Here is a 13,612-nt window from a genome sequence, read left to right on the forward strand (position 1 = left end):
ATTTTAAGGTCAGCCGAACCAGAACAATAATGCGGTATATGCTGCCGTTCCGGTCAGGAACACCGCATCCCGCGCCGACAGGGTCAGGTGGGACAGCTTCAGCTTCTTGGCAGCCGGATTCTTCATGCCGTAGGAGAACCCGCGGGTCTCCAGCGCTTCTACCGTCGTGCGGGAACGTTTGGCGGTCGCCAGCATCAAAGGGAAAAAGGATAGCATCAGCAACTTCATGTAATAGGCTGCGAGCCGCCAGTAGAGAAAACCGGGATGCTCCGGCGCTTTTCCCCGAAGCCGGTAAGAGAGCAGCACATGGCGAAATTCTTCGAACAATACGGGGAGTATCCGATAGCCGTACGACAAGCTGAACGAGAAGGCGGCAGGCATGCCGAGCGCAAGCAGGCCGTCGCTGATTTTCTCGGGATCCATGCCGGAGAACACCGTAATGCTCGCAAGGGATACAACCGACAGCTTTAAGGTGAGTTTCAGCAGCGGAAGCGCCGAGCCGACGTCCCCGCCGAAAAAGAGGGACAGCACAAACAGCCAGCCGACCTGGCCGATCAGGCCCAAGCATAGTATGACGATAATAAACGGCGTAACCCGCGACAGAATGGTGGTGACCACCATCATGAGAAACAATCCGGCCAGCACGGTAATGTTTGAAATAAACCAGGGCGCTATAGCAAAGAACAGGTACCAGATCAGCATGCATCGGGGATCGAGCCGGGAAAGGGCGGCATGGCCGCTCCCGTAGGCGGTATTCATCAACTCGAGTTGAATCCGTTCAATCGAAATCTTGTTAAACCAGTTGCGGACTAGCTGCATGGCAGTGAATCTCCTTTCCGCTCAGAATGCCGTATATATGGCGGGCAAACTCGTCCGGCGAGCTGGTCGCGGGCACGACGCCCAGCCTTATAGATAAATCCATCATCTGGGTCGGTGCGAGCCCGGCCCGGGAAATAAGCTCCGAATCGGCGAAAATCTCGGAGACGGTGCCGTCGCCGGCCACGACGCCTTGATTCAAGACGATCACTCTGGTCGCCCATTCGTGAACCAGCTGCATATCATGGGTGGCGATGACAACGGTACGGACATGGTCCTCCAGCTCCTGCAGCGTATCCAAAAGCTCTTCGCGAGTGGACATGTCCAGATTGGCCGTCGGCTCATCCAGCAGAATCAGTTGGGGCATCATGGCAGCTCCAATAGCCAGGGATACGCGGCGCTGCTGACCACCGCTGAGGAGACGGGCATCCCGTTCCTGGAGAGGCTGAAGCCGGAAATGGGTCAGCATGCGATCAACCCTATCCTCAGCTTCCGGGTGACGGCGGCTCTTCAAGCCGTAGGCCACTTCTCTATACACATTGTCTTCAATGAACATATCTTCGGGATTCTGGAAGACGTAAGCCACGTTAGCGGATATTTGCTCCATCGATACATCCTTTGTATTCCTGCCTAGGAATAAGACAGAGCCGCCGGAAGGCTTGGCGATGCCGGCGATCAGCTTCAGAAGCGACGATTTGCCCGCGCCGTTGTTGCCGACAAGCGCGATGCGTTCGCCTTCATACAGGCGAAGATCTATGCCTCGAAGAACCTCGTGCTCCGTTTTATGAATCGTTCGGTAGCGAAGTACGGTATGGTGGAACTCCACCAGCGCGCCATGCTCCCCTTGCCGTTCTGATTCATCGCCCTGCTGGATGCGGTGCTGGTCGGAATCTGGGTCCTTCGCGGTTGTGTCAGCAAGTGAAGCATCGTCAGCTCTTGCGTCGGTTGGTCGATGATCAAGCAGCGACAGGGTATCCCCGTGCCTGTGCAGAAGCTCTCCAAAATAGACTTCTGCTTCCTCAGCCGTAATAGGGTAAGGCTGCTTCAGCTGAAATCCGGACAATCCCATAGCATGAGAGCCGGAGACGTCCGTTATCGAGTGCCCGTCCTGCGGACTGCCGGAGGCCATGCCGCCATTCAGCAGAATCGCAGACAGCTGTACCGCGGCTTTGGTCACCTGGGGCGGCTGGATGCCCAGCCGCTCCAGATCTTCAAGGCTGTTCAGCGCTTCAATGACCGGGCGCTGCCACAGCACCTTCCCCTGCTCCATCAGGCACACTTCCTCGCAGTAGTCGGCAATAAACTCCGCATGATGCTCAATCACGATAACGGTCTTTCCATGGACCTGATTCAATTGGCGGAGCACATCATACACTTGCCTGGCGTGCTGGGGATCGAGCTGGGATACCGGCTCATCCACCACGAGAATGTCCGGTTCCAGCGAGAGGGCTCCCGCCAAGGCGAGCAGATGCTTCTGCCCCCCGCTCAGTTCCCATATATAGCGGTCCTTCAGATGGGTTAACCCGCACATATCGAGTGCCCTGGCGCCCATGGCCCGGTAGTCCGGGAGCCCGTAATTGAGCGGAGCGAAATGGGCTTCATCCATGACGGTGGGGCGGACTAACTGGTTATCAAAATCCTGATAGACATACCCCACCATGCGCGATAGCTCGGAGACTGTCCGATTCTCGGCGGAAACCCCGCAGATTTCGACGGTACCGGTGAAATCGCCTGAATAATAGTGGGGAATCAATCCGTTGAACAGCTTGCAGAGCGTGGATTTGCCGCAGCCGTTCCCTCCGATGATCGCCGTAAAGCTGCCGCGGCGAATATGAAGGGAAGCTTCCTTCAGCACAGGCTGCTCCGAACCGGGATAGGCAAAGGTGACGCCTGCGATTCGGATGGCCGGATGGTCATGAACCAACGGTTTAGGCATAAGGCGGGTTCTCCGGCATTTTCTCTTCCTGAAGGCCGCGGTTTCTTCTGGCCCGCATGAACGTCAGTACCGCAATAGCAACGATAGCGGCTGCAGCAATGCTGATCCAGATCGCGCCGATGCCGAACCGGTCTGCAAAACCGCTGTCCCACTCGCCGAGGTTCCAGTCCGTTTCCGAAAGGGATTCCGCCCCGAAGGCAATCAGGGCCAAAACGATTCCGGCCAGGACCAGCTTGGGCGAGACGATGCCTGCGGCTTCGTATTGGGTAAGCTTCTGGCGGGGTTTGATGCCGAGCAGCGGCTCGATTTTTCCATACAACCTAGGAACCAGATATAATGTAGGCAGAAGAGCGAACAGAATGCCGGAGAACAGCACATCGTTCAGGAAACCGATGCCTTCGACAAGGACCACGCTTTGTGCAAGCCCGGGCACGGCTTCGAATTCCTCGACGCCGATCCAGACCTTGCCGATATCCACCAGAGAGCTGCACAGCTGGTGGATGATGACGCCCGATATGGCGGCGATGCCGACCTGAGCGCGGCTGAGGGGGTTTTTGACCAGACGGCCGGCAACGTACATGGCGAAGGAAAAGGTAAGAAACTTCTCCAGCTCTCCGAGACCGCCGAATTGCCCGAGCATCAGTTCACCGAAGATAACTTCGCCGAGCGCAGCCCCCACAGCAGCATAAAAAGGATGAAACAGCATGCAGAGGGTTAGGGGAATGAACGCGAAATATTCGACCGAAAGCTCGATCGGACCCAGGCGAAACGCGGGAATGAGCTCGGTGAACATGTTGGACAGGCCGTACAGCGACATGGACAGCACGAAAATCATCATTTTCTGCGAAGAGGTCAGGGTATAGACCCGTGAATTGCTTGCCATTAGAGAGAAGCCTCCTTGGGAATGGGATTTGCTATCAGTATAGGAGGCGATTATTAAAATGAACGGAGCACTATGTCAACGCATTGTAATATTTTTTACAAAAATATAATGATGAAATAAAATTTACATAACAATTACAGCGTATGATGAACTCATGCTCAATCACGATGATTTCATGCAGAAGGAGTGCAGCATCATTGAAGAATCTGTTTCCCGATACATCCGGGCTGTCGCCGAGCCAGCTCAAAATCGCCGATTTTATCGAACGTAATCCCGAGGAGATGCTGTTCATGACCGAGCAGGAAATCGCCGACAGGCTTGGCACAAGCATCGCGACCGTTTCCCGGTTTTGGCGTGCCGTCGGGCACGAGAATGCCAAGGCGTTCAAGCTGAAGCTGCGGGAATCCTCGGATACGACGCCTGCCATAAAGCTGGAAAAAACGATATCCCGGCTGGACGCGTCCAGTCTGCCCGCGAAAATGCTGGAACAGGCGAAGCATCATCTGCAAGACACGATGGAGAAGAACCGCCCGGACGAGCTGGAGGAGGCAGCCCGTCTAATGGCTTCGGCAAGACGCGTGTATGTGCATGCGCCTGGTCCGTCCCTCTCGCTGGGCGAGCTGTTATCGTACCGTTTATCCCGGTTTGGCATGTCGGTGCGATTCATGGCCGGCAGCGGTCATGAACTGCTGGAATCGCTCGCGCATGTAGAAAGAGAAGACGTCGTGCTGATCTTCAGCTTCACCCGGATGCTCCCGGAAACGGAGGTTATCCTGGACTGCGTAAGCCGCGTGCAGAATGCGGCGATCATGATCACGGACCGGGAGGAGTTCCGGTATGGAACGCCGGCGCAGATCTCCTTTTTTGTCAGCCGGGGGGACATGGGCGAATTTCATTCCATGGTGACGCCATTGCTGCTGATCGAGCAGCTCATTCTGAGCATGGGCATGCTGAATAAAGAGAAGGTGCTCCGCAAGCTGGATTACTTGGGCGAGTTGCGGACCCGATATGCGGATAAGCTGCCCAGAGGCAAAGCTTGAAGGTTTATAGTTCCGCCGGCAGCCATCCCTAATAGAAGTCGTTCAGGCACGCCCTGAAGGACTTTTTTTGCGTCTTTTGTCGCAGAACCATTGGATTATTTATGTAATTTTGATATAGTAGCCCTACCTCTATGAACTTGCTCGCCTCGGCTTGGCCCCTCTGTTTTTGCTGCGGTTCTCTGCGTATTCGCCATGGCTTTCTTAAACACGGGACGGTCATGCCCGCATCATGTTATCCAAGTGAAAATCCGATAAAGAAATGAATGGATTACATATCGGCAGGGTTGCCTGGAGAGGAAAATGCATCTAACTTCGAATTGAGACGTAGTATGTGTTATATCCTTTAATTACCTATATTTTTACGGATGTTTCATAAGCGGTTATAGGTTGAATCAGTCATCGCTCTATAGGAGTAGGGGAGGTGTTAATTCTTGAATGGCTCGAAGTCCGCGAAGCTGCTCCTGCTTATGGCGGTTATCGCGATCGTGAATATTGTCCTGGTTTCGCCCGGGCTGCTCGGCTTCCAAGTCGGCGGCGATAACGCTTTCCAGTCTGCACTGGTCATCACCGTATGGGTGGTCAGCATGCTTGCACTCTTTTATGGAAGTTATGTTTTGTTATTCAAGTCTCCGGCTGCAAAACCGATCCAAACGATTCAGACCCGCGAGGATTACATAGAGGCGCTTCACCATTACCGCAACGTGAAAGTGCTGAAGAATGATATCGCTCTTGCCCTGGACCAATTGGAGCGAATCGAGAAGAAGAGAAACGCGCTGCTGGGCGTTCTGGGTCAGCGTTTTCAGCCAACGGAGCTCAGTTACAAGAAATTCATGGGGGTCATCGATGAAGTCGAGAAGCTGTTCTACCTCAATATCCGAGGGATACTGAACAAGCTTGGCGTCTTCGCTGCATCCGATTTCGCCCGCATGGCGGACCAGCCGAAAGCCTCCCAGCTGTCCAGCAAGGTGGCGCAGAAAAAAACGGCGTTATACCAAGAGTACTTGGCTTACGTGACCGGTTATCTGGAGGCGAACGAGGAAATCATGCTCAAGCTTGATAAGCTGCTGCTGGAGATCTCTTTGCTCGGCAGCACCGATTACCGGGATGTGGAAGATATGCCGTGCATGAAGGAAATCGATGCGTTAATCAAGCAAACCAAATTATACAAGCAATAAGAGAGGGAGATGATTATGCGAAGCAAGGGTAGTGCCTTTGTCGTATTAGTGGCCATTGCAGTGGTCGTGTTTGTTCTAGTGTACGCGGGGATCACGTTAACCTCCAATCTGGGCAAAAGCCAAGCCGAGGTCGATTCGGAAGGCGCGGCTAAAAAGATCAACAAAATCTACAAGGATATTACTGTCACGACAGCCGATCCCATCAAAGGCCAAGTCGATCTGGACCCGGTGGCCGTCGCGGATTCCCTGCCCGATATATCCAAGTTCCCGATCTCGGTCGAGAATACGACGGACTTGTACGTGGAGATTTTCTCCTCGCCGGAGAAGGCGGGACCGGGCATTGACGGATGGCTGAACGAAGTGGCAGAGGAATTCAACAAATCCAAGCCGGTAGTGAACGGCAAGCCGGTATCCGTGAAGATCCGCAATATCGCTTCGGGAACCGCAACCGATTACATAACATCCGGGAAGTACGTGCCGGACGCTTTTACGCCTTCCAATGAGCTGTGGGGGGAGATGGTCAAGGAATACGGCGTCAAAGCCGAGCTGGTATCCAAGCGCCTGACGGGGAACGTCACCGGCGTCGTCACCCGAAAAGCCAAATACGACGAGCTGGTGGAGAAGTACGGCTCCTTGAACGTCAAGACGCTGACGGATGCGATAGCGAATAATGAATTGGCGATGGGATACACGGATCCTTTTGCCAGCTCCACGGGTCTCAACTTCCTGATCACGGCCCTTGAAACGTTCGACAGCAACGACATACTGGGTGAGAAGGCGGTACATGGCTTCGAGAAATTCCAAGCGAACGTTCCTTTCACGGCTTCCACTACGATCCAGATGCGCGATGCGGCGAAGTCCGGCATGCTGGATGCCTTTGTCCTGGAGTATCAGACCTTTGTCAACGCGGCGGATATGAAAAGCGGTTACGTCTTTACCCCGTTTGGCGTAAGGCACGACAGCCCTTTGTACGCGCTCGGGAAATTGCCGAAGGAGAAGCTGGACATTATCAAGAAATTCGCGGAATTCGTTGAGCAGGACAAATACCAGCAGATGGCCGACAAAAAAGGGTTCAACGGTCTTAACGATTACCAATCCGAGCTCGAGGTCGTCGACAGCAGCCTGCTGCCGTCCGCCCAGAAGCTGTGGAAGGAGAAGAAGGACGGCAACAAGCCGGTTGCGGCCGTGTTCGTGGCGGACGTATCGGGGAGCATGGACGGCGAGCCGTTAAACCGTCTCAAGGAATCGCTGTTGACGGGACAGAAATATCTGGGCCGGGACAACAGCATCGGCTTTGTATCGTATTCCACGGACGTTACGATCAACCTTCCGATCGGCAAGTACGATTTGAATCAGCAGTCGATGTTTGTCGGTGCGATCAACAGCCTCGAGGCCAGCGGGAATACCGCGACCTTTGACGGCATCGTCGTGGCGATGAAGATGCTGCAGGACGAGATGGCGGCGAATCTGGACGTGAAACCCCTGATTTTTGTGCTGAGTGACGGGGAAACGAACGTCGGGCATTCCCTAGACGATATCCGCGGACTGATCCAAGCCTTCAAAATCCCGGTGTATACGATTGGCTATAATGCCGACATTCAGGCGCTCCAAAGCATTTCCAGCATCAATGAAGCTGCCAGCATCAACGCCGATACCGATGATGTCGTATACAAAATCGGCCAGCTGCTGAATGTGCAGATGTAGCAATTTTTCATAACGATGTGAATCTGGTATATCAGAAACTTGTAGGAGGGGTTATATTGTCATTTACGATGGAAGTCATTCGTCCCGAAGAGATTAAGACGGCAATCGAGGAGCAGGTGAAGCCTGAGCCGGAAGAAGTCACGCAGCTGAAGGAACTGGCAGCGAGCAATGTGCAGGCCATCATGGAGCTGGATATCGAATCGCTCGAGAAACGGAGACAGGTGCTGCAATCCATTGAAAGCTTTGGCATCAGCACGATGAGGTCCTCCTCGGAGAAGAACGCGCTCCTGCAGGTTCAAGTGGGGAGATTATCGAAAACCGGGGACGAAGGCGGCGAAGTGGCCAAAGGGTTAACGGAGCTGCAGCTGCAGCTGAAGGATCTGGATCCGAGCGTTGTGGATTTTGCAAAAAGCGGACTGCTGGGCATGGTATTTAATCCGCTGCGCCGATATTTTGCCAAGTTTCAAAAGGCGGATGCCGTCATTTCGGACATCATCATTTCTCTTGATAAAGGAAAAACCGTATTAAAGAATGACAACACCACGCTGGAGATTGAACAGCAAACCCTCCGCGAGCTCACCAAAAAGCTGCAAAAGGAAATTCAGCTGGGCATGCTCATGGACACAGAGATCGAATCCCAGGTCGAGGCGGCCAAAATCCGCCAGGAGTCGGAGGACAAAATCCGGTTTATCACCGAAGAGGTGCTGTTCCCGCTGCGCCAGCGCGTGATGGACCTGCAGCAGATGCTGGTCGTAAACCAGCAGGGGATCATGGCCATAGAAGTCGTCATCCGGAATAACAAGGAGTTAATCCGTGGTGTGGATCGGGCAAGAAACGTAACGGTATCGGCGCTGAAAATTTCGGTGACGGTCGCAAGTGCCCTTTACAATCAGAAGATTGTCCTGAAGAAAATCGAGCTGCTGAACGAAACCACGAACAACCTGATCAGCGCCACCTCCAAAATGCTGAAGGATCAAGGTGCGGCGATCCACAAGCAGTCGCTGGAAACGAGCATTTCCGTCGATACCTTGAAGCAAGCGTTCACGGATGTGCTGTCAGCGCTTGATTCCATCAGCACTTACAAGCAGGAGGCTCTCCCGCGCATGCGCGAGACAATCCATCAGTTCAGCGAGCTGGCGGTCACGGGCGAGCAGCAGATTCAGCGTCTGGAGCGGGGGCAGAAGCTGGGCCTGTAGGAGAAGCCAGGGATCCAACAAGAAAAGAGTGTGCAGTCGTGATGCTGCGCACTCTTTTTACTTGGCTCCGAGTTCCTTATGCCCGCAAATAATTAAGCAGAATGTGCTTGAGAATCGCCAGCTGCTTCTCCGGCGCGAGGTCCGGCTCGACCACCAGAATGTTTTTCTGGAGGGACAGCTTTCTGGCAAAAATGCCGAATGTATTCACGATGGTGGTCAGCGTCTCGGCAATCGGAAGGTCGGCTTGAACCGATCCATCCTCGATGCCCTGCTCCACGATGGTCGAGAATACCTGGGATATATCCCGGTAGACGGCGTTAAACAGCTCGATATCCTCAAGAGGCTCCGTGAACTGAGCCGCATAGCTCTCGAAGTTCTCAAGCAGCTTGACGTTCGAGCTGGTCTGCTGCTCCAGCAGGGAAATGAAGTGGTCAAACAGCAGCTCCAGCTTCTCCATGCAGGAAATCGGCTGTTCCGCGACGGAGCGGAAGGTCTCGAGAACGGTTTCCAGCATTTTCGTGGCAACGGCAACGACGAGTTTCTCTTTGCGGGGAAAAAAACGAAAAACGGTGGCTACGCCCATGGCAGCCTCGGTGGCTACATCCTGCATGGTGGCTTTTTCAATGCCTTTATGTGTAAATACGCGCTCGGCTGCTTCGATGATGAGTTGGGTTCGGGCGTTTCGGGTTTCGGGATTCATAATAAGGCCCTCTTTCTTGCAAAACGATTTTATTTTACCCGTATTATATCCTCCCGCCCTTTTGACGACAACAAGAGCGTATACATCGGCGGAAAAAGCGGCCGGCACAAGGACCGCTGTTGATGGCGTTATTTCAATGGAATATTCATGAGGACCGGGCTTTGCATGTAGGAGCCGCTTACATATTTGTAGAAATCATTCATCATTGATGTCAATATCATCCGGCTTGAAGGGAGGCGCTGCAATTGGAACGACGGAGCGAGCTTATGGCCGCGGCTGCGAGCAGGTTCGGACTTTTGGAGCGGGATAGACTCCAGACGCATTTTTCCGAACACAGCCTTGTCCGTTCTTATCGAAGGGACGAGAAGACCGTGTATGTGCGCTTGACCGACGAGTCCCACAAACCCTATGCGAAGATTGCCGGGGAGGTGCAGTGGGTAGAGTTTCTTGGGAGTAAGGGCGTTTGCGTTTCGAGGCCGCTCCATTCGGCAGCCGCGAACCTTGTGGAGCGGATCCGGATGGAGGACCGGGAATATACGGCGGTCTGTTACGAGGAAGCCAAGGGGCGTCCGGTTGGGGAGAACGAAGCCGGCGAGGATTTATACAGGCGAATGGGCCAATTCATGGGAGGCATGCATCGTATCACCCAAGAGTATATCCATCAGGACCCCTTCACGAGACGGCCGAATTGGTCGTACGAGGCAGAGAAGGTTCGACATCTCGATTTACCGTCGTCTGAGAAGGGAATTGCCTCTCGTTATCAAGCCTTGTGCCGGTATATATCGAAGCTCCCGGTTTCTAGGGAGACTTATGGATTGATTCATGCCGATTTTCATTACGGCAATTTTTTTGTCCAGGGGGATGCGTTGTGCCTGATTGATTTCGATGCGAGTCGTTATTCATGGTTCGTGGATGATATAGCCGTCGCCGCCTTCTTCTCGGGTTTGACCGAAGGAGCCGATCCGGACAGAGGTAAATTCCTGATCCCTTTCCTGGAAGGATACCGTCTGGAGCGTTGCCTGGAGGAGGAGTGGCTTCGGGAAATCCCCTATTTCATGAAGCTGAGAGAAATGGGGCGGTATATGAAGCTGTTCCATGCCTGCCGCGGAAATTTCGACAAACTTCATCCCTGGGGACAGTGGTATATGAAAGGGCGCAGGGAAAAGATTTTGCAAAGCGATCTGCCACTTTAATAAACGAGCCTTGGTTCGAAAGACGGACCAGGGCTTTTTTATATTTCGGGGGAGGGCCGGCTGCGGCGGTTAAGGCGATGGAGAGGAACGAAGTCCTTGCAACTCAGATCTATTAATTTTCGCCAATAGGAAATTAATTCTAGTGCGATCAATTATTGCATTGACAGCCCATAGCGAATCTATTAGTATGTGCATAGCTTATTAAACCTACCAGATAACTTAGATTTATGGGGTGCGTTTGTTTTACGAGTTTTTTGACAGAGCATGATGCATACAATTCGTATGCATATGTCTACTACATGGGGGGATTACAATGAAAGCCAGAAAGTTAGGTTTACTCTTATCGTCGATCGTGCTGATGCTGTTGATCGCGGCATGCGGCAACGGCTCCGATCCGGCGGCAGAGGGCGCAGCCGAAGACAAAGGAAGCGAGAAGCAAGCCGAACAACAAGAGTACAAAGACGAGCTGAACATCGCGCTTACGGCTCAGCCGCCAACGCTGGATACGGCCTTGACGGTATCGGCGGTTGCGCTGGATACGGCCGGCAATATCTTCGAGCAGCTCTACACGCTGAATGCAAACTATGAGCCCGTACCGGCTCTGGCAGAGTCGGTCGAACGAAGCGAGGATGGTTTAACGTATACGTTCGCCCTTCGCCAAGGCGTGAAGTTCCACAACGGGAAAGAGATGACGTCCGAGGATGTTGTAGCCTCGATGAACCGCTGGCTGGTGACTTCGTCCCGGGCGAAGGTGCTGCTGACGAATGCCAAATTCGAAGCCGTCGATACGTATACCGTGAAGCTGACCGTAGAGTCGCCTACGTCGGACGTGTTGATTCTTATTGCATCGCAAGCGCAGTTCCCTTCCATCATGCCGAAAGAGATCGTGGACGCAGCGCCGGCTGACGGAATCAAGGAGTACATCGGCACAGGACCCTATAAATTCCAGGAATGGAAGCAGGATCAATACATCCATTTGGTGCGAAACGACGATTATCAGCAGGTGTCGGATGCGGAGCCAAGCGGATTTGACGGTCGAAAAGAAGCTCCCGCCAAAGACCTGTACTTCCATTTCGTCACGGACCACTCGACGCGCATTGCAGGCGTGAAGACCGGCCAGTACGATGTGGCGGACAGCATTCCGATCGAAAGCTATGATGAGCTGGCTGCCGACAACAACATCAACCTGCTCTCGTTCCCTGGCGGTGCCCTGACGGCATTTTTCAATACCAGCGAGGGATTGTTAAAGGACGTGAAGATTCGCCAGGCCATTCTCGCCGCGTTCAATAATGAGGAGATCATGTTGGCGAGCTTCGCCAAGCCGGATTTGTACTCTTTGGCGCCGGGTTACCTGAATACGAATCAAGTCCAGTGGTCGACCGAAGCCGGAGCGGAGTATTACAACCAGTCCAATCCGGAGAAGGCCAAGCAGCTGCTGCAAGAAGCCGGGTATAACGGCGAAGAAATCACGCTGCTGACGACCAAGGATTATAACGAGATGTACACGGCTACGTTGGTCATCCAGGAGCAGCTTCGTCAGATCGGCATGAACGTAAAAGTGGAGAACTTCGATTTCCCGACGTTCCTGGAAACGAAGAACGACCGTTCCAAGTGGGATATCTTTGTTGCCAGCACGGGCTATCAGCTTACCCCGCCGCAGCTGCTGGCCGTTAATCCGGATTGGGCCGGACTCGACAATGAAACGGTCAAGCAGGCGCTGATCGATATTCGCGGCGCAGCCACGCCGGAAGCCGCCAAGCAGGAATGGGAGAAGCTGCAGGGCTTCCTGTACGAATTCGCTTCCTCCACCGTAATCGGCCATTATAATGGCGTCGTCGCCACATCGAAGAAGCTTGAAGGTTTCGAGCTGTTCGAAGCACCGGTGGTTTGGAATGCCAAAGTAGCGAAGTAAGCGTATATGGAGGGTGTTACAAGTTACCGGAGTAACTTCGATAACACCTTCCTTTTTTGAAATTGGATTCATAGACCATGTACAAATGAGGGATTTGCCGTGCTGGCTTATATTACGAAAAGACTTTTGTCGCTGATTCCCGTACTGGCCGTCGTCACCATCGCTATATTTCTGATCATCCACATAACGCCAGGGAATCCGGCGGCGGCCATCTTGGGAATGGAGGCGTCGCAGGAGGAAATAGAGCAGCTGAATCAGGACCTTGGACTGGACCGCCCGATACTCGAACAATATACGAGCTGGGTAGCCAACGTGTTCAAGGGGGATCTGGGGGATTCGATTTTCATGAATCAGCCGGTCAGCGAAGCCATTGCGGAGCATATTACCCCCACGCTATCGCTGGCCATTCTGGCACAGGTCATCGCGATCCTGCTCGCGATTCCCTTCGGGATTATCGCCGCGTACAAGCGAGGGTCCATCGCCGATTATACATTGATGGGGATATCCTTGCTGGGCATGGCCTTGCCCAGTTTCTTGCTGGGATTGTTCCTTATGCTGTTCGTGGGCGTCAAGCTGCAGTGGCTGCCGGTCGCTGGATATGAACCGCTTAGCAGCGGGCTATGGGAACATATGAAGTATCTGATTCTTCCCGGCATTTCCCTTGGAACCATACAGGCGGCCCTGATTACGCGGATGACCCGTTCGTCCATGCTGGAAGTGCTGAATTTGAATTTCATCAAGACAGCCAGATCCAAAGGCCTGCATGAAATGAAGGTGCTGTTCAAACATGCGTTTCGGAGCGCGTTTCTGCCCATTCTGACCGTCATTGGACAAACCTTCGGCACGTTGGTGACGGGAGCGGTGGTCGTGGAGGCCATATTCAACATTCCCGGTCTGGGTCAATTGATCTTGAATTCCATTGCCAGAAGGGACTTTGTGGTGATCCAAGGGGTGGTGCTTGTCGTCACGCTGATGTACGTCACCATCAACTTGATCATCGACTTGTTATACGGCGCGGTTGATCCGCGCGTTCGATTGGATCGCAAATAAAAGAGGT

At 53.4% G+C, this 13,612-nt stretch carries 11 protein-coding genes; 7 read left to right on the top strand and 4 right to left on the bottom strand.

Features of this window, described 5'->3' with window-relative positions; genetic code table 11:
• Positions 1 to 9: 9 nt before the first annotated feature.
• From MHH82_RS01815 to MHH82_RS01825, 3 genes are read right to left on the bottom strand one after another with little or no spacing between them, the layout of a single operon-like run.
• Positions 10 to 819 (bottom strand): energy-coupling factor transporter transmembrane component T family protein, encoded by an 810-nt coding sequence (locus MHH82_RS01815; RefSeq protein WP_012818577.1) that lies wholly within the window; start codon positions 817 to 819, stop codon positions 10 to 12.
• Positions 794 to 2,752, bottom strand: coding sequence for an ABC transporter ATP-binding protein (locus MHH82_RS01820; RefSeq protein WP_340962778.1), 1,959 nt, complete (start codon positions 2,750 to 2,752; stop codon positions 794 to 796). The genes MHH82_RS01815 and MHH82_RS01820 overlap by 26 nt, the downstream gene beginning before the upstream one ends.
• Positions 2,745 to 3,635 carry a cell division protein FtsQ gene (locus MHH82_RS01825; protein WP_340962780.1) on the bottom strand — a complete coding sequence of 297 codons (891 nt, stop codon included), beginning with the start codon at positions 3,633 to 3,635 and terminating at the stop codon, positions 2,745 to 2,747. The genes MHH82_RS01820 and MHH82_RS01825 overlap by 8 nt, the downstream gene beginning before the upstream one ends.
• Before the next feature lie 197 nt (positions 3,636 to 3,832).
• Between MHH82_RS01825 and MHH82_RS01830 the strand changes: the two genes are divergently transcribed.
• The 4 genes from MHH82_RS01830 to MHH82_RS01845 all read left to right on the top strand — a co-directional run bounded on the left by MHH82_RS01830 (position 3,833) and on the right by MHH82_RS01845 (position 8,750).
• Positions 3,833 to 4,675, top strand: a complete 843-nt coding sequence (locus tag MHH82_RS01830) for a MurR/RpiR family transcriptional regulator (protein WP_340962782.1) — start codon at positions 3,833 to 3,835, stop codon at positions 4,673 to 4,675.
• A gap of 431 nt (positions 4,676 to 5,106) precedes the next feature.
• Positions 5,107 to 5,850, top strand: a complete 744-nt coding sequence (locus MHH82_RS01835; protein ID WP_012818581.1) for a hypothetical protein — start codon at positions 5,107 to 5,109, stop codon at positions 5,848 to 5,850.
• Positions 5,851 to 5,865: 15 nt separating this feature from the next.
• A complete protein-coding gene (locus MHH82_RS01840; RefSeq protein ID WP_340962784.1) occupies positions 5,866 to 7,554 on the top strand; it encodes a vWA domain-containing protein in 1,689 nt (562 codons plus the stop codon).
• 56 nt (positions 7,555 to 7,610) lie between these two features.
• Positions 7,611 to 8,750 carry a toxic anion resistance protein gene (locus tag MHH82_RS01845; protein ID WP_340962786.1) on the top strand — a complete coding sequence of 380 codons (1,140 nt, stop codon included), beginning with the start codon at positions 7,611 to 7,613 and terminating at the stop codon, positions 8,748 to 8,750.
• A 76-nt stretch (positions 8,751 to 8,826) separates the two neighbouring features.
• Here MHH82_RS01845 and MHH82_RS01850 read toward each other — a convergent pair whose 3' ends face one another.
• Positions 8,827 to 9,450, bottom strand: coding sequence for a TetR/AcrR family transcriptional regulator (locus MHH82_RS01850; protein ID WP_036664802.1), 624 nt, complete (start codon positions 9,448 to 9,450; stop codon positions 8,827 to 8,829).
• Positions 9,451 to 9,695: 245 nt separating this feature from the next.
• Here MHH82_RS01850 and MHH82_RS01855 point away from each other — a divergent pair, with 245 nt between their 5' ends.
• The 3 genes from MHH82_RS01855 (at position 9,696) to MHH82_RS01865 (ending at position 13,605) form a co-directional block, all read left to right on the top strand.
• Positions 9,696 to 10,643 (top strand): phosphotransferase enzyme family protein, encoded by a 948-nt coding sequence (locus MHH82_RS01855; RefSeq protein ID WP_144374186.1) that lies wholly within the window; start codon positions 9,696 to 9,698, stop codon positions 10,641 to 10,643.
• A gap of 313 nt (positions 10,644 to 10,956) precedes the next feature.
• Complete coding sequence (locus MHH82_RS01860; protein WP_036664801.1) at positions 10,957 to 12,555, top strand: ABC transporter substrate-binding protein; 1,599 nt, start codon at positions 10,957 to 10,959, stop codon at positions 12,553 to 12,555.
• Between the two features lie 99 nt (positions 12,556 to 12,654).
• Positions 12,655 to 13,605 carry an ABC transporter permease gene (locus MHH82_RS01865; RefSeq protein WP_096774843.1) on the top strand — a complete coding sequence of 317 codons (951 nt, stop codon included), beginning with the start codon at positions 12,655 to 12,657 and terminating at the stop codon, positions 13,603 to 13,605.
• Positions 13,606 to 13,612: the final 7 nt, after the last annotated feature.

The organism is Bacillus sp. FSL K6-6540 (genome assembly GCF_038007545.1).